The organism is Microbacterium galbinum (genome assembly GCF_023101185.1).
GTDB lineage: Bacteria > Actinomycetota > Actinomycetes > Actinomycetales > Microbacteriaceae > Microbacterium > Microbacterium galbinum.
The window spans coordinates 266,852-287,032 of sequence record NZ_CP078077.1; the positions used below are offsets into that span (position 1 = coordinate 266,852).

At 70.2% G+C, this 20,181-nt stretch carries 16 protein-coding genes; 2 read left to right on the forward strand and 14 right to left on the reverse strand.

Annotated elements, in window-relative coordinates:
* Positions 1–19 precede the first annotated feature (19 nt).
* Positions 20–1,303 (forward strand): MFS transporter, encoded by a 1,284-nt coding sequence (locus KV396_RS01370; protein ID WP_247956597.1) that lies wholly within the window; start codon positions 20–22, stop codon positions 1,301–1,303.
* Here the strand turns inward: KV396_RS01370 and KV396_RS01375 are convergent.
* From KV396_RS01375 to rsmI, 11 genes are all read right to left on the reverse strand, one after another.
* The gene (locus tag KV396_RS01375) at positions 1,282–2,154 is read right to left on the reverse strand and encodes a TatD family hydrolase (RefSeq protein ID WP_247956598.1); all 873 of its coding nucleotides are present in this window, start codon (positions 2,152–2,154) and stop codon (positions 1,282–1,284) included. The two genes, KV396_RS01370 and KV396_RS01375, sit on opposite strands and share 22 nt — an antisense overlap.
* 37 nt (positions 2,155–2,191) lie before the next feature.
* A complete protein-coding gene (gene metG, locus KV396_RS01380; RefSeq protein ID WP_247956599.1) occupies positions 2,192–3,769 on the reverse strand; it encodes a methionine--tRNA ligase in 1,578 nt (525 codons plus the stop codon).
* 30 nt (positions 3,770–3,799) lie between these two features.
* Complete coding sequence (locus tag KV396_RS01385) at positions 3,800–5,380, reverse strand: molybdopterin-dependent oxidoreductase (protein WP_247957548.1); 1,581 nt, start codon at positions 5,378–5,380, stop codon at positions 3,800–3,802.
* A gap of 63 nt (positions 5,381–5,443) precedes the next feature.
* Complete coding sequence (locus KV396_RS01390; RefSeq protein WP_247956600.1) at positions 5,444–6,613, reverse strand: glycoside hydrolase family 1 protein; 1,170 nt, start codon at positions 6,611–6,613, stop codon at positions 5,444–5,446.
* A gap of 33 nt (positions 6,614–6,646) precedes the next feature.
* Positions 6,647–8,371, reverse strand: coding sequence for an ABC transporter ATP-binding protein (locus tag KV396_RS01395; protein WP_247634279.1), 1,725 nt, complete (start codon positions 8,369–8,371; stop codon positions 6,647–6,649).
* On the reverse strand, positions 8,368–9,282 hold the full coding sequence (locus KV396_RS01400) for an ABC transporter permease (RefSeq protein ID WP_247956601.1): 915 nt from the start codon (positions 9,280–9,282) through the stop codon (positions 8,368–8,370). The genes KV396_RS01395 and KV396_RS01400 overlap by 4 nt, the downstream gene beginning before the upstream one ends.
* Positions 9,279–10,259 (reverse strand): ABC transporter permease, encoded by a 981-nt coding sequence (locus KV396_RS01405; protein WP_247634278.1) that lies wholly within the window; start codon positions 10,257–10,259, stop codon positions 9,279–9,281. Before KV396_RS01405 ends, KV396_RS01400 begins: the two co-directional genes overlap by 4 nt.
* Positions 10,256–11,929: an ABC transporter substrate-binding protein gene (locus KV396_RS01410; protein ID WP_247956602.1), complete on the reverse strand. Its 1,674-nt coding sequence runs from the start codon at positions 11,927–11,929 to the stop codon at positions 10,256–10,258. The genes KV396_RS01405 and KV396_RS01410 overlap by 4 nt, the downstream gene beginning before the upstream one ends.
* A gap of 99 nt (positions 11,930–12,028) precedes the next feature.
* Positions 12,029–13,129 carry a LacI family DNA-binding transcriptional regulator gene (locus tag KV396_RS01415; RefSeq protein WP_247956603.1) on the reverse strand — a complete coding sequence of 367 codons (1,101 nt, stop codon included), beginning with the start codon at positions 13,127–13,129 and terminating at the stop codon, positions 12,029–12,031.
* A gap of 43 nt (positions 13,130–13,172) precedes the next feature.
* Entirely contained in the window at positions 13,173–13,850 is a 678-nt protein-coding gene (locus tag KV396_RS01420; RefSeq protein WP_247956604.1) for a class I SAM-dependent methyltransferase, read from the reverse strand.
* A gap of 8 nt (positions 13,851–13,858) precedes the next feature.
* Entirely contained in the window at positions 13,859–14,680 is an 822-nt protein-coding gene (gene rsmI / locus KV396_RS01425; protein WP_247956605.1) for a 16S rRNA (cytidine(1402)-2'-O)-methyltransferase, read from the reverse strand.
* A gap of 22 nt (positions 14,681–14,702) precedes the next feature.
* Here rsmI and KV396_RS01430 point away from each other — a divergent pair, with 22 nt between their 5' ends.
* Positions 14,703–16,274 carry a dolichyl-phosphate-mannose--protein mannosyltransferase gene (locus tag KV396_RS01430; protein WP_247956606.1) on the forward strand — a complete coding sequence of 524 codons (1,572 nt, stop codon included), beginning with the start codon at positions 14,703–14,705 and terminating at the stop codon, positions 16,272–16,274.
* Here the strand turns inward: KV396_RS01430 and KV396_RS01435 are convergent, their stop codons facing one another.
* From KV396_RS01435 to msuE, 3 genes are read right to left on the reverse strand one after another with little or no spacing between them, the layout of a single operon-like run.
* Positions 16,275–17,657: an amino acid permease gene (locus tag KV396_RS01435; RefSeq protein ID WP_247956607.1), complete on the reverse strand. Its 1,383-nt coding sequence runs from the start codon at positions 17,655–17,657 to the stop codon at positions 16,275–16,277.
* 9 nt (positions 17,658–17,666) lie between these two features.
* Positions 17,667–19,478 carry a thioredoxin domain-containing protein gene (locus tag KV396_RS01440; RefSeq protein WP_247956608.1) on the reverse strand — a complete coding sequence of 604 codons (1,812 nt, stop codon included), beginning with the start codon at positions 19,476–19,478 and terminating at the stop codon, positions 17,667–17,669.
* Positions 19,479–19,524: 46 nt separating this feature from the next.
* A complete protein-coding gene (gene msuE, locus KV396_RS01445) occupies positions 19,525–20,094 on the reverse strand; it encodes an FMN reductase (protein WP_247624898.1) in 570 nt (189 codons plus the stop codon).
* Positions 20,095–20,181 lie beyond the last annotated feature (87 nt).

Consider the following 20,181-nt stretch of genomic DNA (forward strand, 5'->3'; position numbering starts at 1 on the left):
CTCCCAGTACTCTCGGGTGGTGCCCACCCTCGGAGAACTCGTCGCCCCGCGCCGCATGGGGCGCGATTTCCGGTGGCTGCTGGCATCGTCGTGGACCAGCAACGTCGGCGACGGCGTCGCTCTCGCGGCCGCTCCCCTGCTGATCGCCTCCATGACCTCGTCGCCGATCCTCGTCGCGGCCGGCGCCATCCTGCAGTTCCTCCCGTGGCTGCTGTTCGGTCTGCACGCGGGAGCGATCGCCGACCGCTTCGACCGGCGGCGACTGGTGATGCTCGCCAACGCCGCCCGCGCCGTCGTCCTCACCGCGCTGTGCGTCTTCCTCGTGACCGGCACCGCCAACATCTGGATCGTGCTGGCGGTGGCCTTCCTCTACGGCACGGCCGAGGTCTTCGTCGACACCGCCGGCAGCACGCTGCTGCCGATGCTGGTGCAGCCCGCCGATCTCGGCATCGGCAACGCACGGCTCCAGGCGGGCTATCTCGTGGCCAACCAGTTCGCCGGCCCGCCGCTCGGCGCCTTCCTCTTCGCGGCCGGCAGCGCCTGGCCCTTCCTCGTCGAGATCGTCTGCGTGCTCGCGGCCGTCGTGCTGATCTCGCGCCTGGCCCGCACCCCGGTGCCCCCGCGTGAGAGCGCCGACGGCGGCGGCTCCGCGCACCCTCCCGTGCACACCGACATCGCCGAGGGTCTGCGGTGGCTGTGGCGCAACCCTCCGGTGCGGATGCTGGTGCTCATCATCCTGCTCTTCAACGTCACCTGGGCAGCGCCCTGGGGTGTGCTCGTGCTCTACGCGACCGAGCACCTGCACATGGGAGCGGTGGGCTACGGAGCGCTCACCACGGCCTCGGCCGTCGGCGGTATTCTCGCGACGCTGAGCTTCGGGTGGCTGGAGCGGCACATCTCGTTCGCGAGCCTCATGCGCATCGTGCTGACGCTCGAGGTGCTCATGCACCTGGCCTTCGCGCTCACCACCGTGGGGTGGGTGGCGCTCGTGATCATGTTCTTCTTCGGCGCCTATGCCTTCGTCTGGGGCACGATCTCGACCACCGTGCGCCAGCGGCTCGTGCCTGCCGAACTGCAGGGCCGCGTCGCCTCGGTGAACATGGTCGGCGTGTTCGGGGGCATGGTGATCGGCCAGGCCCTCGGCGGCGTGATCGCCGAGATCTGGGGCCTCACGGCCCCGTGGTGGTTCGCCTTCGCCGGAGCGGCGCTGACCCTGCTGTTCGTCTGGAAGCCGATCAGCGCGATCGTCAGCGCAAGGCCGGTCTCACAGGACGACCCGGCTCAGCCCTCGAACGAGCCGTAGACCCGCTGCGTGTTCGCGGCGATCCGCGCGCAGAGCTCGTCGACCTCGAGATCGAGTTCGGCGGCCATGAAGCGCACCGTGATCGACACGAGGTACGGCGCGTTCGGCCGTCCGCGCAGCGGCACGGGAGTGAGGAACGGGGCATCGGTCTCGACCAGGATGCGGTCGAGCGGCGTGACCTTCAACGCATCGCGCAGGTTCTGCGCGTTCTTGAACGTCACGTTGCCGGCGAACGACAGGTAGTACCCGGCGTCGGCGCAGACGCGGGCCATCGCGTCATCGCCCGAGAAGCAGTGGAACACCGTCGTCTCGGGCGCGCCGACCCGCGTCAGCGTCTCGAGCACCGCATCGTGCGCATCGCGATCGTGGATCTGCATCGCGATGCCGTGCCTCTTCGCGATCGCGATGTGCGCCTCGAACGAGGCGTGCTGCGGGCCCCGGCGTTCGGGCTCGGTGCGGAAGAAGTCGAGGCCGGTCTCGCCGACGGCCCGCGTGCGCGGGTGCGCGGCGAGCTCGTCGATCACCGCGATGGCCTCGTCGAGGCGCCCCTCGTCGGCGTAGGTGGGCGCGTCGTTCGGGTGGATCGCGACCGCGGCGAGCACACGGGGATCGGATGCCGCGGCATCGACCGCCCAGCGCGACGACTCGATATCTCCCGAGGACTGCACGACGCCGGCGATCCCGACCGCCTGCGCGCGATCGAGCTGCTCGCCGAGCGTCAGCGGCTCATCGCCGTCGACGATGTCGAGGTGCGCGTGGTTGTCGTACACGGCCACCGCGAGCGGCTCGGGAGCCGCCGGATACCGCAGATCCTTGCGCCCGTCGTTGCTTCGCTGCTGCACGTACGTCATGCTCGCGCGCCCCTCCTGTTCAGGCGGTCGTCGATTCTCAGGCGGTCGTCTCCACGCGCGGGAACAGCGGCGCGAGACCGTTGACGCTCGTGCCCGGCTTCAGCGCACCCCAGGTGCCCGCCTCGCGGATCGGCTGATCCTGCAGGCGGCCCAGGTCGTCTCCGGCGCCGAGCGCCTCCCAGAGCTTCTCGGTGGACTGCGGCATCACCGGCGACAGCAGCACGGCGAGCGCGCGCAATCCCTCGGCGCACGTGTACAGCACGGTGCCGAGCCGCTCGCGCTGAGCCTCGTCGCGGGCCAGCGCCCACGGCTCGTTCTCGGTGATGTAGCCGTTGAGCGCGTCGACGATCTTCCAGATCGACGAGATCGCCTCGTCGATGCGGAACTGCTCGATCGCGGCATCCGCCTTCGTCGCGGCATCCGCCACGATCTGCTGGATCGCGAGGTCCTTCTCGGTGTACTCGCCCGCGGGCGGCACGATCCCCTCGAAGTACTTCTCGATCATCGCGGTCGTGCGCGAGGCGAGGTTGCCGAAGCCGTTCGCGAGCTCGGCCTGGTAGCGCGCCGCGAGGTCCTCCCACGAGAACGAGCCGTCCTGACCGAAGGCGATCGCCGACAGGAAGTAGAAGCGGTACGCGTCGGAGCCGAAGACATCGGTGATCTCGGTCGGCGCGATGCCGGTGAGCTTCGACTTCGACATCTTCTCGCCGCCGACCAGCAGCCAGCCGTGCGCGAAGACGCCCTTGGGCACATCGACGCCCGCGGCCATCAGCATCGCCGGCCAGATGACCGCGTGGAAGCGCAGGATGTCCTTGCCGACCACGTGGTAGGCCGGCCAGCGCCGATCGAAGTTCGCGTCGTCGTCGCCGTAGCCGACCGCGGTCGCGTAGTTGAGCAGTGCGTCGACCCACACGTAGATGACGTGCGCGTCGTCCCACGGCACCTCGATGCCCCAGTCGAACGCCGACCGCGAGATCGAGAGGTCCTTGAGACCCTGGCGCACGAACGAGACGACCTCGTTGCGTGCCGACTCCGGGCGGATGAAGTCGGGCTGCTCCTTGTAGAGCTCGAGCAGACGGTCCTGGAACTCGCTGAGCTTGAAGAAGTAGTTCTTCTCCTGCAGCAGCTCGAGGGGCTTGGAGTGGATCGCACAGACCTTCAGCCCCTCGAAGGGACCGGTGCCGTCGAGGATCTCGGACTCGGGCTTGAACTCCTCGCAGCCCACGCAGTAGAGCGCCTCGTACTCGCCGGCGTAGATGTAGCCGCGGTCGTAGATCGCCTGCACGAACTTCTTCACGCGCTCCTCATGACGCTCCTGCGTCGTGCGGATGAAGTCGTCGTTGGCGACATCGAGGGTCTTCAGCAACGGGAACCACGCCTCGGTGACGAGCTTGTCGACCCACTCCTGCGGGGTGACGTTGTTCGCCGCCGCCGCGCGCAGCATCTTCTGGCCGTGCTCATCGGTGCCCGTCAGCATCCAGGTGTCGTCGCCCGCCTGGCGGTGCCAGCGCGCGAGCGTGTCGACCGCCACCGAGGTGTACCCGTGGCCGATGTGGGGCACGTCGGAGGGGTAGTAGATGGGCGTGGTGATGTAGAACGATTCGCCTGCGGGCATGGAGCAATTCTAGGTGCCCGCAGGGCGACGTTACGCCGGTCCCACCGTCACGTCGATGCGGTGCCAGCCCTGGGCGCCGTCGGGTGCGGGGGCCGCGCGCTGCTCGGTCTGCGTGTCGCCGTCGGCACCGATCGCCCGGCACTCGATGCTGTGCTCACCGACCTGCGCCGACCACGGCATGCTCCACTGCACCCAGGTGTCGTCGGAGATCCCGGTCGCGAGGTCGGCAGCCTGCCACGACCCGCCGTCGACGCGCACCTCGACGCCCGCGACGCCCGTGTGCGGAAACCAGCCCATGCCCGCGATCATCGTCTCCCCCGCAACGACCGTCCGTCCATCGCGCGGCACGTCGATGCGCGACTGCAGCTTGATCGGTCCGTGGTCGGACCAGCCGCGCGGGGTCCAGTACCCCATCGCCCGGTCGAAGCGCGTGACCTCGAGCTCGGTGACCCACTTCGTCGCCGAGACGTATCCGTAGAGCCCCGGCACCACCATCCGCGCGGGGAAGCCGTGCTCCAGGGTCAAGGGAGCACCGTTCATACCGATCGCCAGGAGCGCATCGCGATCGTCGGTGAGCGCCTCGATCGGCGACGAGGCGGTGAACCCGTCCGCCGAGGTCGAGAGCACCATGTCGGCGTCGGACTGCACCCCGGCGCGGGCGAGCAGTTCGCGCAACGGATAGCCGAGCCAGCGGGCGTTGCCGATCAACGAGCCGCCCACCTCGTTCGACACGCACGAGAGCGTGACGTAGGACTCGGTCATCGGCAGCGACAGCAGTTCGTCCCAGATGACCACCACCTCACGATCGACCATGCCGTGGATGCGGAGCGACCAGTCGGCGGGGTCCACGCGCGGGACCACGAGGGCCGTGTCGATCCGGTAGAACTGCTCGGTCGGAGTGACGACGGGGGCGAGGCCCGGCAGATCGAGCTCGGCGCCGCTCGGCACCGCCGCCGCCGCGGTCGTCGGCTTCGGCAGCGTCAGAGCCTTGCGCACCGCCTCGAGAGATCGTGAGGCGCCGCGGGCCGCATTCCCGATGAGCAGGGAGACCACGCCCGCGGCCGCGACGCCGCCCGTCCACAGCAGGAAGCGGCGGCGATCGTCGGGGTCGGGCGCGACGCCCACGATCGGGCGGAGCCTGCGGATCAGCAGCCGCAGGACGAACGCCGAGACCCCGCCCGCGACGATGCCGGGCACCCACGCGTACGGGCCCGGGTTCGCCCGCGTCAGCGCCACCAGCACCGCCACCGCGCCCAGAACACCGAACATCGTCGCCCCGAGGCCGGAGATGCGCCGTTCGACCACGCCGGCCAGAGCTGCGACCGCGGCGAGGACCACCCCGATGCCCACCAGCAGCGCGACCTTGTCGGCAGTTCCGAAGAGCGCGATCGCCGTGTCCTTCGCCCAGGCCGGTGCGAGATCGATGAGCCCGCCGCCGATGACCGCGAACGGACTCGCCTCCGGAGCGATGAGGGCGGCGACGAGTTCTGCCGCGCCCACGCCCAGGGTGGCGGCGGCGAGCCCGGCGGCCGCCACCCGGACGCGCTCCGCCGAGCCCCGATCGCTCGGAGCCACGAGCGCGTTCGGCGGCGTCTGCGGCGGCGTCTGCATCATCTCCTGATCGTACGCCGCCGCGCACGCCCGGCGACCGGACGGCCTCTCGTGCGCCGGCTCTCAGAGAGCGTTCCGCCGCGCGACCTCTCCGAGCCACGCGAGCGAGGGCTTCGGTGTGCGCGCGAACGTCTCGCGATCGAAGGCGATCAGCCCGAACGTCGGGGCGAAACCGCTCGCCCACTCGTAGTTGTCGAGCGCGCTCCAGTGCTGGTAGCCGCGCACCTCGATGCCGTCGGAGATCGCCCGGTGCAACCCTTCCAGCGCCCCCTGCGTGTAGGCGATGCGGCGGGTGTCGTCGGCGGTCGCGATGCCGTTCTCGGTCACGATCACCGGCACCCCTCCGCTGCGCTCCCAGGCGCTGCGCACGCCGAGCTCCAACGCCTGGGGGAAGAACTCCCATCCGGTGAGCGTCGTCTCGACATCGGGCGAGACCGGCAGCGGCCCCTCCGGACCGATGAAGGTGCGGGTGTACGCCTGCACGCCCACGAAGTCGTCGCCCGCGGACTGCTCGAGGTACCAGTGGTCGCGCGGATCGCCGTACTGCGCGACCATCTCGTCGGCGCCCGGCTCGCCGGTCGAGTGGAACGCCTGGGTGGCGATGGTCCACCCCGCCTGCGCGCCCGACACCGAGTGCACGATCTCGGAGGCGCGGTGGTGGGCGTCGAGCAGGGTGTCGGCGACCGCGGGATCGGGGTTCGGCAGACCGTAGGCCACGAGGTTCGATGCGTCCTCGCCGCCCGCGAGCATGGCCGCGATGTTCGGCTCGTTGATCGTGCAGACGTACCGCACCCCGTCGAGGATCGGCAGGACGGTCTCGACGTAGCGCGAGAAGAGGTCGACCGCGTCATCCGCGCGCCAGAAGCCGTCGCGCTGGAACCACTCGGGCACCGTGAAGTGCATCAGCGTTACCGTCGGATCGAGACCGTTCTCGCGAGCGGTGTCGATCATGCGCCGGTAGTGGTCGAGCATCGCCCGCGAGACGAACCCGCGCTCCGGCTCGATCCGCGCCCACTCCAGCGAGAAGCGGTACGAGTTGAGCCCCGCATCGGCGAGCAGCCGCATGTCCTCGGGATAGCGGTGCAAGTGGTCGGCGGCGTCTCCGGATGGCTCCACCATCGTCGAGTCCGGCGCATGCTCCATGCGCCACCAGTTGCTGGTCGTGTTGTTGCCTTCGACCTGGTGGGCGGCGGTCGCGGCGCCCCAGAGGAAGCCGTCGGGGAATGCGAGCACGGATGCTCCTTTCATGAGGGGTCTTGTGGGGTCTCAGCGCGAACGCGCGGGGTTGGGGACGGCATCGAGCAGCTCGACCGTGTAGGGGTCCTCGGGATGCTGCAGCACCTGCGAGGTCTCGCCGCGCTCCACGACGCGGCCGCGGTTGAGCACGAGGATGTTCTCGGTCACGAGACGGGCGCTGAGCAGATCGTGCGTGATGTAGAGCATGCTGATGCCCCAGCGCTCGCGCAGATCCTCGAGCAGGGCGAGCACACCGGCCCGCAGCGAGACATCGAGCATCGACACCGGCTCGTCGGCGATCAGCACCTGCGGGTCGCTCGCGAGAGCCCTCGCGATCACGACGCGCTGACGCTGACCGCCCGACAGCTGGTGCGGCAGCTTCGCCGCGAACTGCTCGACGGGGGTGAGTCCGACGGTCTCGAGCAGTTCGAGCACCCGGGCGCGCGCCTCCGCCCCGCGCAGCGGCGTGTAGTTGCGGATCGGTCGGCTGAGCGCGTACTCGACGGTGTGCAGCGGATTGAGCGCGGCGTACGGATCCTGGAAGACCATCTGCACGTCCTTGCGCAGATCGCGCAGACCCCGACGCTTCAGCGACGCGACGTCGGTCTCGCCGAAGCGCACCGTGCCCGCGGTCGGCTTCTCGATGCCGGTGAGCAGCTTCGCGATCGTGGATTTGCCCGACCCCGAGGCGCCGACGAGCGCCAGGGCCTCCCCCGGCTCCAGCCGGAACGACACGTCGTCGACCGCGGTGACGGCATCCTGTCCGCGACGCGGAGCGGGATAGCGCTTGCTCACGCCGTCGACGACGATCGCGGCATCCGCCCGCCGCGTCTCGCGCTGCGACACCGTCGGCAGCGTCTCGGTCACATCGGTGCGCGAGCGCCCCTCGCGCCGGCGGGTGCCGGCATCCACGAACCCGGGGATCGAGAGGGTCTCGGCGCGCGGATCGGCGTAGTGGCTGAGCAGCATGCGCGTGTACTCGTCCTGCGGGGAGTGCAGGATGTCGGCGCTCGCCGCATCTTCGACGATGCGGCCCTCGTGCATCACCATCACGCGGTCGGTGGCCTCGAGCACGATGCCGAGGTCGTGGCTGATGAGGATCGCGGTGAACCCCTCGGCGCGCTGCAGGTCGCGGATCGTGTCCATCACGGCGTGCTGCACGAGCACGTCGAGCGCGGTCGTCGGCTCGTCGAACACCATGAGCTGCGGCTCGAGCGACAGGGCGAGGGCGATCGAGGCGCGCTGGCGCATGCCGCCGGACAGCTCGCCCGGGTAGCGCGCGAGCACGGCCGGGTCGAGCCCCACCTTCGCGACGAGCTCGCGGGCGCGGGCGTCGCGGTCGTCGCGCGGCACGTGGCCGTGGGCGGCGAAGATGTCGGCGAAATGGTGGCCGACCGTGCGCACCGGGTTCAGCGCGTTCATGCCCGACTGCAGCACCATCGCGAACCCGCCCTGACGCTGGCGGCGCAGCCCCTCGGCGTCGAGGTCGCGGATGTCCTTGCCGTCGAACAGGATCCGTCCGCCGCTGATGCGCGCCGGGGGCTTCTGCAGCCGGGTCAGCGCGAAGCCGAGCGTCGACTTGCCCGACCCCGACTCGCCGACCAGTCCCACGAACTCGCCCTGCCGCAGCGTGAACGACACGTCGTGCACGGCCTGCACCGGTTCGGTGCCGGGAGAGGCGTACTCCACCGACAGTTGCTCGACCTCGAGAAGGATCGGGTTCTCGGTCGTCTCTGACACGGTCATGGCGGTCATCGCCCCTTCCCTTCCCGCAGGCGCGGATTGGAGATGCCGTCCACGCCGAAGTTGATGAGTGTGAGGCTCAGCGCCAGCAGCGCGATGCACAGACCGGGGGCGAACAGCAGCAGCCACTGGCCCGTGAGCAGGGAGTTGGAGTTCTGCGCCCAGTAGAGCATCGTGCCCCAGCTGACGATGCTCGAGTCGCCGAGTCCGAGGAACTCCAGGCCCGCCTCCGCGAGGATCGCCGCCGTGGCCGCCCCGAAGAGCGTGCCGGCGATGATCGACGTCATGTTCGGCAGGATCTCGCGGAACACGATGCGTGCCGGGCTGTCGCCCGAGAACTGCGCCGAGGCCACGAAGTCGTTGCCGCGCAGCGACTGCGTCTGGCTGCGCAGCACGCGCGCTCCCCACGCCCAGCCGGTGATGACGATCACCGCGATGATCATCAGGATGCCGCCGTTCTGCAGGTAGGCGGCGATCACGATCATGAGGGGCAGGCCGGGGATCACCAGGAACAGGTTGACGACGAAGCCGACGACCTCGCCCGAGAACCCGCGCATGTACCCCCAGCTGAGACCGATCAGCACGGCGACGATGGTCGAGAGGATGCCGGCGGCGAAGCCGACCAGCAGGCTGACCTGCGCGCCGTAGATGAGCTGACTCAGCACGTCCTCTCCCGCCGCGGTGGTGCCCAGCCAGTGCGCGGCCGAGGCATCCGCGTTGCGTTCGAAGCCGTTCTCCTTCGCGCCGTAGGGAGCCAGGAGCGGGGCGAACACGGCCACCAGCACGAAGAAGGCGAGCAGGCACAGCCCGATGCGGGCCTTGCCGTTCGACCACAGCGTGCCGACCATGCGGCCGACCGAGCGCCAACGGCTCGGCTGGGCGACGCGATCGGAGGGGATCTTGACGTTCATGGTGGAAGTCATCGGCGGGTCCTTGGATCCAGCACGCCGTACAGGATGTCGACGAGGAAGTTGGCGATGAGCACGCTCACGGTGATCATCAGGAAGAGCGCCTGCATGAGCGGGTAGTCCTGCCCGATCACGGCGTTGAAGAGCAGGTACCCGATGCCGGGATAGCCGAACACCTGCTCGACGAGGATCGACCCGCCCACCACGCCGCCGAGCGTGAGCCCGAAACCGGTGAGGTTGGGGAGGATCGCGTTCCGCGCCGCGTAGCGCACGGCGATGGTGCGCCCGTGGAGACCGTTCGCCTCGGCGAAGGTGATGTAGTCCTCGCCGAGCGTGTTGATCATGGCGTTGCGCATGCCGATGATCCATCCGCCCAGCGATGTGAGCAGGATCGTCAGCGCGGGCAGCACCGCATGCCGGGCGAGATCGCCGATGAACTCGAGGGTGAACCCCGGGGTCGTCGTCGCCGAGTAGGCGCCGGTCGTCGGGAACCAGTGCAGCACGTAGCCGAGGAAGAACAGCAGCAGCAGCGCCGTCCAGAAGTACGGGAACGTGCTGAGGAAGGATCCCGTCAGCGTCGGCAGGGAGTCGAGCCAGGTGCCGCGGCGCCAGGCGGCCGCGACGCCGATGAGCGTGCCGATCACGAACGCGAGGATCGTGACGATCCCGACGAGTCCGATCGTGTACGGCAGTGCGGTCGAGACCATGCTCGCCACCGACTGCGGATAGAAGGTGTACGAGACGCCGAAGTCGAGCGTCGCGACCTGACCGAGGTAGGCCACGTACTGGTCCCACAGCGATCCGCCCGGAACACCGAGCTGGGCTTCGATGGCGGCCCGGGTCGCGTCGGACACCGGTCCGTTCTGCGAGAGCTTCGCGATCGCCGCGTCGGCGGGAGAGCCGGGCATGAGCCGCGGCAGGAAGAAGTTCAGAGTGATCGCGGCCCACAGCGTGAGCACGAACAGGCCGAGCTTCTGCAGGAGGTACTTCATCGATCGCCCTCCTTCACGGGATTCACGGGCTTCAGCTTCGTGAAGATCATGAGGGGCGCCGAGTCGTAGTTCTGCGGGATCATGTACGGGTCGTCCGCGCTCGGCCAGCCGGTGAACTTCGCATCGCTGAACAGACCCCAGATGCCGCCGTAGTAGAGCCCGATCACGGGCATCTCGTCGTAGACGATGTTCTGCAGCTCGCGCACGATCTCGGCCTGCCGGTCGGGATCGACCGTCTCGCGGTACTCGAGCAGCAGCGCATCCGCCTCGTCCGAGCGGTAGCGCTCGAAGTTGTTCGCGGTCGGCTCTCCGGAGGGAACGTAGAACTCGCTCGAGAGCAGGTTGTTGTAGGCCTGGTAGGCGTCACCGTTGCCCATGCCGCCGATCGCCATCTCGAAGTCGCCGTTGCTGATCGCGCTCTGGTATCCGGCCGGCTGTGGCAGCTTCAGCGTGACCTTCACGCCCACCGCGGCGAGCTGGCTCTGCACGCTCTGGGCCGCGCGGGTCCAGTCGGTGAAGCCGTTCGCGGTCGTGAGGGCGAACTCGAGCTGCGCACCGTCGGGGCCCACGAGACGATCGCCGTCGAGGGTGTACCCGGCCTGCTCGAACGCCGCGAGGGCGGCATCCGTGTCCTGCGTGATCATGCCGGAGTCGGGGATCGACGGGTCGAGGTACTTCTCCTGGTTGGGCAGGATGAGGCCGGTCTGGCCGGCGGGCTCCATGTACCCCTCGGATGCCGTCTCGGCGATCTCCTCGCGGTCGAGCGAGAGGGCGATGCCGCGCCGGACGTTCACGTCGTCGAACGGCGCGACCTCGAGGTTCGGCATGAGCGCGATCACCCCGCCCGGCGGGAACCACCAGGAGTTGTGCTCGCTCGCCGCGCCCCACGTGCCCTCCACGTCGGAGATGAAGGCGTACGCCCAGTCGTATCCGCGGCTGACGGTGTCGAGCTGGTTGTTCGTGGCGGGCAGGACGATGTGCTCGATCTCGATCGAGTCGGCCTGCCAGTAGTCGGGGTTGCGATCCATCGAGTACTGCTGGTCGTTGTAGTTGCCGAGCACGAAGGGCCCGCTGCCGACCGGCTCCTCGTTGCGATAGGTGCCCGGGTCCTCGACGTCGGCCCAGAGGTGCTCGGGCACGATCATCGTGAGGCCGATGATCGACAGCGACGGGGCGTCCTCGCTCAGCAGGTGGAAGACGACGTCGTTCCCCTGGGTCTCGACGCTCTCGATGTGCTGCCAGGCGCCCTTGATGTCGAGCGTGGGCTCGTCCTTCAGCAGCTGGAACGTGAACGCGACGTCATCCGGGGTGAGCGGCTCGCCGTCGCTCCACTCGACGCCGTCGCGGATCGTCATGACGATCGTCTTCGCGTCGGGCTGCGACCACTCGGTCGCCAGCCACGGGTTCAGTTCGCCGTCGAGCGGGTTCACCAGGATGAGCGGCTCGTAGATCCAGCGCGACGCCGTGCGCGTGTTCGTCAGGTACGGGTTGAAGTTCCGGGTGAAGAACGGGTTTCCGTGGTCGGCGTTGATGAGCATCGTGTCGTCGCCGATCGTGGGATCGGGCTGGGATGTGATCTGGATGCTGCATCCGCTCAGCGCCACGGCCGCCGCCGCGAGCGCGACCACCGCCGTCCTGCGCCAGCGTCGGAGCATGTGCGTCTTCGCCACGCGTCCACCTCATGTCGTCGTCGTCATGGAGGGACCCGGTGGCCCCTCGAGAAGCCACTGTAAGCGCATACATTTCGATCGCGCAAGGGGGTGACGAATTCAGGACGGGCGCTGAGAGCTCTCCCGGAGCAGGATCTGCAGGGGCAGGCGCACGACTGCGGGCGGGGCATCCGGATGTTCCAACCGACGCGCGAGCACCTGCACCGCCGCGCGACCGAGGTCGATCATCGGCTGCCGGATCGTGGTCACCGCGGGCCGCGAGAGCGCCGCCGCCTCGATGCCGTCGAACCCGGTCACGAGCACGTCCTCCGGCACGCGCAGCCCGGCGTCGCGGAGCACGTCAATCGCACCGAGCGCCATCTGGTCGTTGGCCGCGACGAGGGCGTCGGGGGCTCCCCCGACCAACAGGCCCTCCGTTGCTCGGCGCCCGGACTCTCGGGTGAAGTCGCCCCGTACCACGGTCACGGCATCCGTTCCGATTCCCGCGGCGCGCACGGCCTGCGAGAAGCCCTCCCACCGCTGCCCGCCGTCCGGCGAGTCCTCGGGGCCGGCGAGGAAGGCCACGCGTGCCCCCTCCGGCACCTGCGCGAGCACGTGCCGGGTGAGCTCGGCCATCGCCTCGCTGTTGCTCACCGTCACGTGGTCGTAATCGTCTCCGCGGGGAGGCCCGGAGAGCACGACCACGGGGATGCGACGCGACAGTCGGGCGAGCACGTCGTCGGGCACGCTCCGAGCGAGCACGACCAGACCGTCGACACGCCCTGCCATGTCGCGCACCGTCGAGCGGTCGGGGTCGTCGCGGCCGACGCCGATCATGAGTACGAAACCGCGCTTCCACGCCTCGAGCTCGGCCCCGCGCAGCACCTCGTCGAGGAAGAGCGACGTCGGATGCACCTCGCCGTCGTCGTGCGCCAGGGTGAACGTCGGGACGGATGCCGGGTCGTCCACGAACACGTCGAGATCCGGGGCCTCCTCGGCCGCGTCGAACCCCGGGAAGTACAGCCCCAGCACTCCCGTGCGCCGCTCGGCGAGCCCGCGCGCGCTGCCGCTGGGCACGTAGCCGAGTTCGGCGACCGCCTCGCGCACCCGCTCGCGCGTGGTCGCACGGACGGCATCCGGCGAGCGCAGCACCCGCGAGACCGTGGCGATCGAGACGCCGGCGCGCGCGGCGACGTCGTAGACGGTCACGGACCTGCTCACGATGAATGCTCCGTCCTGGTGGTCGCGCCCCGGCGCCGGGACGTCAGGCCAGGGTACCCGGCGGATCACACCGCACCGCGGTCAGCGCACCGTGCGGGCGCGAGCTCGCCTCGCCCGGCCGACGATCACGGCGCTCGGCCGACACCACCGTGAAGCCCGCGTCGACGAGCAGCGCCCCGAGAGCCTCGGCCGACCAGAAGTACGCGGTCGTCACCCGGTGCCCGAACTCCTCGCGTGCGGTGCCGTCGAAGTAGCCGAGCAGCAGGCTCCCGCCGGGCCGGAGCACCCGCGCGAACTCCGCCAGCACGGCGGGCACCTCGGCGGGCGGGGTGTGGATCAGCGAGTACCAGGCGAGGATGCCGCCGAGCGAGGCATCCGCTGCGGGGATCTCCCGGAACGATCCGACCGCGAAGGTCGTCTCCGGGAAGCGCGCCCTGGCCGAGGCGACGAACGCCTCGGTGACGTCGAGGCCCCAGACGTCGCGCCCGCCTTCGTCGCGCGTGCCGCCGCCGAGGAACCGCGTCCACATGCCCGGCCCGCTGCCGGCATCCAGCAGCGTTCCCGTCGTGGAGTCGCGCCAGGCCGCGATGGTCGCGCGGTCCGCAGCATCCAGCTGCTCGATATCACCCAGCACGCGCACGTACTCCTCGGCGCGGGCGGAGTACGCCGCGGCGATCACGCTGTCCGATGTGACCGCCTCCGACGCGACCGCGTCCGACATGCGCGTGGCTAGCCCTTCTTCGCGGCGAGCGCGGCCTGGTACAGGTCGCGCGACGACAGCCCCGTGAGTCCGGCGACCTCGGAGGCGGCATCCTTCAGGCGGATGCCGTCGGCGACGAGCCGCTGCACCTGCGCGAGCGCGTCCTCGGGCGAGGCATCGCGACGCGGCGCCCCCTCGACGACCACGACGATCTCCCCCTTCACGCCGCCCTCGGCCCAGGCGACGAGTTCGGCGGCCGTTCCCCGGCGCACCTCCTCGTAGAACTTGGTGAGCTCGCGGCAGACGGCGATGCGCCGGTCGTCGCCGAAGGCCGCCCCCATGTCGGCGAGCGCCGAGGCGAGGCGGGCCGGCGACTCGAAGAACACCATCGTGCGCGGCTCGGAGGCGAGCGCCCGCAGCGCCGTGCGGCGCTCGGCGGGCTTGCGGGGCAGGAACCCCTCGAAAGTGAAGCGGTCGGTGGGAAGGCCCGAGATCGCCAGTGCCATCAGCGGCGCGCTCGGCCCGGGGATGGCGGTGACCGTCACTCCCTGGGCTACCGCCTCGGCGACGAGCCCGTAGCCGGGGTCGCTCACCGTCGGCATGCCCGCATCGCTCATCACGACGACGTCGGTCTCGATCGCGAGGGTCGCGAGCTCGGCGGCCTTCTGCTTCTCGTTGTGATCGTGCAGCGCGATCAGACGCGGACGGTTGGCGATCTCGAGCGCCTTCAACAGCTTCTGCGTGGTGCGGGTGTCCTCCGCCACGACGACCTCCGCGTTCTCGAGCACCTCGATGAGGCGGCGCGAGGCATCGCCGAGATTTCCGATCGGGGTCGCAGCGAGGATGATCACCCGCCCAGCCTAGGCTGTACCCGTGACGTCGCCCGATCCCGCTCCTGCGCTGCCAGTGCACCTGCCTGCACACGTGGAGCGCACGACCTGGTGGGGGCGCACCCGCGACCGTCTGCTGCTCGATCCGGAGTGGAACAGCATCCTGAACTGGCTCGCGCCGTTCGCGGTGACCCTGCTCGCGGCCTTCCTGCGACTGGTGAACGTCGGGCACCCGCACGAGCTCGCCTTCGACGAGACGTACTACGTCAAGGACGCCTGGTCGCTGTGGACGCTCGGCTACGAGGGCACGTGGGGCGACGGCGCGAACGAGGCGTTCGTCGCGAACCAGGATCTCCCGCTGTCGGAGAAGGGCTCGTTCATCGTCCACCCGCCGCTCGGCAAGTGGCTGATCGCGCTCGGCATGGCCGCCGGCGGACCGGCCGACAGCCTCGGTTGGCGCCTCGCCACCGGCATCCTCGGCACCGCCTCCGTGCTGCTGGTCTACCTGATCGCACGCGTGCTGACGGGATCGACCGTCGCCGCGACCGTCGCCGGCTTCCTGCTCGCGATCGACGGCCTGAGCATCGTGCTCAGCCGCATCGCCCTGCTCGACGGCCCGCTCACCTTCTTCGTGCTGCTCGGGGTGCTCTTCGTGCTCCTCGACAGGCGCCGCACGATCCCGCTCCTCGAACGGGGCGACCCCGACAGACCCGAGCCGCTGTGGGGTCCGATCCTGTGGCGGCGCCCCTGGCTGATCGCGGCGGGCGTCGCCCTCGGCGCCGCCTCCGCCGTGAAGTGGTCGGGCCTGTACGCGCTCGCGGGCTTCGGCCTGTACGTCGTGGTGACGGATGCCCTCGCACGGCGCCGGGCGGGCGTCGTGGTCTGGCCGTCCGACGCGGTCTTCCGGCAGGGCCCGGTCTCGTTCGCGCTGCTGGTCTTCCCCGCGCTCGCGACCTACCTCGTCAGCTGGACAGGATGGCTGGTCACCGCGGGAGGGTACGACCGGCAGAGCGACCCGAATCCGCTGATCGCGCTGTGGAACTACCACCAGTCCATGCTCGGGTTCCACGTCGGGCTCACCCGCGGGCACCCCTACGCGAGTCCCGCGTGGGAGTGGCCGTTCCTCCTGCGCCCCACCGCGGTGTGGGTCGACAGCGACCCTGGCCCCTGCGGCACCGACCACTGCATCGCCGTGATCTCCTCGATCCCGAACCCGCTGATCTGGTACGCCGGAGTCGCGGCATCCGTCTACCTGCTCTACCGGCTCGTGCGCGGCTGGGTGCTGCGGCAGCCGGTCGGCGCCGAGATCGGCATCCCGCTCGTCGGCCTCGCGGTGACGTACGTGCCCTGGCTGATGTTCCCCGAGCGCACGATCTTCCAGTTCTACACGGTCGTCATGATGCCGTTCCTCGTGATCGCGCTCGCCCTGACGCTGCGCACGATCGCCGGTCGGCGCGACGACCCTCTTTACAGACGGCAGTCCGGCGAGCGCACCGTGATCGTCTTCCTGGTCGTCGCCGTGCTGGTGTCGATCTTCTTCCTACCGTCGTGGGTCGGCATGAGCGTGCCGTACCCGTTCTGGCTCGTGCACAACTGGCTGCCCGGCTGGGTGTGATCAGCGCCGGCGTGTGAGGCGTGCGACGACCCAGAGCGCGAGCGTCAGCCCGGCCGTGAGCAGCAGTTGCGTGCGAGCCGCGGCATCGAACGCCGCGAGCACGACGACGCCGGCGATCAGAGCGACGCACAGCCACGACAGCCAGGGGAAGCCCCACATGCGGATCGGCAGCTCCGTGCCCGTGCGCTCGGCGCGGCGGCGCAGGATGATCTGCGACACCGCGACGGCCGCCCACGTCACGAGCAGCGTCGAGCCCACCACGTTCAGCAGCACCGGGAGCACGACGTCGGGGAACGCCCAGTTCAGCCCCACGGCCACGAAGCCGAAGGCGACCGAGGCGACGACGGCGATCCGCGGGACCCCCTTCACGGTGGTGCGCGTGAGCGCGCGGGGCGCGAGGCCGCGCTCCCCCAGCGAGAACACCATGCGCGAGGCGCCGTAGATGTTGGCGTTCATGGCCGACAACAGCGCCACGACGACGATGATCGACATCACCAGATCGACGCCGGGAAGGCGCAGGGTGGCGAGCACGGCCGAGAACGGCCCGTCGAGCACCGCCGGGGTGTTCCACGGCAGCACGGCGACGATCACGAAGATCGAGCCCAGGTAGAACACGAGGATGCGCACGAGCACCTGGCGCACGATCCGGCGGATGCTGCGGCCGGGGTCCGCCGATTCCGCCGCCGCGATCGCGACGAGTTCGGTGCCGCCGAACGCGAAGACGACGATGAGCAGGGCGGCGGCGATGCCGGCGGCGCCGTTCGGGGCGAAGCCGCCCTCGTCGAAGAGATGCGCGATGCCGGTCGCCGGCACCCCGGGGAACAGCCCGAGGATCGCGCAGACGCCGATCACGAGGAACACGATGATCGCGGTCACCTTGATCGCCGCGAACCAGAACTCGAACCGTCCGTAGCCGCTCACCGCGAAGAGGTTGATGGCGGTGAACGCGGCGACGAACAGCAGTACCCACACCCACGCGGGCACGGCCGGCACCCACCCCGCGACGATCCCCGCGGCGCCCGTCGCCTCGGCGGCGATCACGACCACGAGCTGGATCCAGTACATCCATCCGACCGCGCTGCCGGCGCTGCGCCCCATCGCATCCTGCGCGTAGGAGCTGAAGGCGCCGGAGCTGGGGCGCGCGGCCACCATCTCGGCGAGCATCGCCATCACCAGCACGACGATGGAACCCGCCACGAGGTACGAGATCAGCACCGCGGGACCGGCCAGACCGATCGCCTGCCCCGAGCCGACGAAGAGACCGGCACCGATCGCGCTGCCGAGCCCCATCATCGAGATCTGACGGCGCGTCAGCCCCGGCTTCAACGAGGTCGATGCGGTGCTCGACGCGGGGGCGGGTGCGGTGGGGGCGGAGTCGGTCACCGCGCCACCCTAGACGGCGACCCTCTCGCGCGACAATTCGTGAGGCTCGCTCACCGGAAGCAGGCACACGAAGCCGCGGCAGTCGTAGGCCAGACCCTCCGTGCCCGAGCGCCCGGCGAACAGCTCGAACCCGGCCGCGGCGAACTCCTCGGCCTGTGCGGGCGACACGACGCCGACCACGTCGGCATCCGCACGTCGGGCGGCGACGGCGAGTGCGCCCGCCGGATCGTCGGTGACCACCACGATCTGCCGCGGCGGATCGACGAGCCCGGCCGCGACACGCAGCAGACTGCCGTGCGCGAACGGTTGGGACAGGGCGGATGCCGCGTAGGCGTGCACCACGGACGCGGCCGCCTCGCGATACCGTTCCCCCACCCCGAGGCGCCACGCGGTCAGCGCTGCCTGAGCGAGTGCTGCGGAGCCGGACGGTAGATCGCCGTCGGTCTGATCGGGAGACGAGGCGATCCCCTGCGCGCTCAGCAGCGGATCGCCGGCGATGCCGTCGAGGGCGAGATCGACGATGCCCTGTGCGGCGATCGCCCACGTCGCCTCCCCCGTCGCGAGAGCCAGCGCGAAGAGGCCGTCGGCGAGGAGGCCGAGATCGGAGGGGGTCGCGACGGCCGTCGATGACACACCGTCGAGCGACGCGCGCACGAGGGCACCGCTCGCATCGCGGTTGGTGGTGAGCACGGCATCCGCGGCCCGCCGGGCGGCGTCGACCCAGGATGCTTCGCCCAGAGCAGCGCCCGCGCGCGCGAGGGCACCGATCGCGAGGCCGTTCCAGCCCGTGATCACCTTGCCGTCGACGGCCGGCGGTTCGAGACCTCGACGCCCGGCGGCATCACGGAGGTAGTAGCCGCCCTCGCTGCGCTCGCCGTCGATCCATGACTCGGAATCCTGGGCGGCTCCGAACCCGCCGCCTTCGCGCCCGAGGACGTCGATGAGGAAGCCGGCGACCCCGCGCACGGTGGGCTCGTCGCCGTCGTCCAGCGCGACATCCAGCAGCTGCGCGTTGTCGGTGAGCATCCGCTCGTAGTGGGGCACCGTCCAGTCGCGCTGCGTCGCGTAGCGGAAGAACCCGCCCTCGACGTCGTCGCGCAGATCGCTCGCGGCCATCGCGGAGAGAGCCCGCCGCCCCGCCTCCGCCGCCGGCGCGTTCTCCCGGCACACGAGCGGCGCCTGCAGGAACCGCAGCACCGTCGCGACGGGGAACTTCGGAGCACCCCCGAAACCGCCGTGCTGCGGGTCTTCGCGGTCGGCGATCGCCGATGCCGCGCCCGCGAGCGCCGCGGCATCGGGCAGGTCCGAGGGCGTCGTCTCGGCGGCGCGCGCGAGTGCTTCGATCACGGCATCCGCCGACTCCTCGGCCTGCGCCCGGCGCTGCGTCCACCCCTCCTGCACCGCCGCGAGCACCTCGCGGAACGAGGGCATCGGCGGGCGGGAGTCCGGCGGCCAATAGGTGCCCGCGAAGAACGTGCGCCCGCGCGGGGTCGCGAAGACGGTGAGCGGCCAGCCGAGGTTCTGGGTGAAGGCGGATGCCGCGGCCATGTACGCCCCGTCGACCTCGGGATGCTCCTCGCGGTCGACCTTCACCGCCACGAAGTCGCGGTTCACGATCTCCGCGGTCTCGGGGTCGGCGAAGGACTCGCGCGCCATCACATGGCACCAGTGGCACGTCGAGTACCCGATCGAGATCATCAGTGGCACGTCGCGGCGCTGCGCCTCGGCGAACGCCTCCTCGCCCCACGGGTACCAGTCGACGGGGTTCTCGGCGTGCGCGCGGAGGTACGGGCTGAGCGTGTCGGCGAGCCGGTTGGTCATGCCCTCACGCTACGCGCCCCGACCGACATCGCGGCCGGAACGTCACTCAGATCGCGAGAGCCGCGAGGGGCTGCGAGGCCGCGTAGTTCACGAGCGGCAGCGCACGATCGGCGGCGAGGTCGATGCGCGAGCGCAGCACGTCGGAGTTGATCTCGTAGCCGTCGAAGTCGGTGTTGCTCGCGTACACGCCGATCGGCAGCGTGAGCGCCTGGAAGAACGCGAACAGCGGGCGCAGTTGGTGCTCGATGATGAGGGCATGGCGCTCGCCGCCGCCCGTCGCCGCCAGCAGCACCGGCTTGCCGACGAGCTCGTACTGCCCGACGAAGTCGAAGAGGTGCTTGAAGAGTCCCGTGAACGACGCACGGTAGACGGGGCTGCCGACGATCAGCAGATCGGCCTGCTCGATCGCGACGAGCTTCTCCTCGACCCGGGCCGGCAGCTGATCGCGGCTCAGAGCGCCCGCGAGGTCCGGGCCGATGTCGGTGAGCTCGATGACCTCGACCTCGACCGCCGTGCGCTCGGCCACGGCGGCGGCGATCGCACGGATGAGGGCGGTCGTCTTGCTGGGCTCGTGGAGCGACCCGGACACGGCGACGACGCGGTAGGGAGCTGTCATGTCCTCGACGGTACCCACGAAGACGCCCCGTGTCGCGGGCTGGCGACACGGGGCGTCATCTGTGGATTCCTGTCGAATCCGCGACGG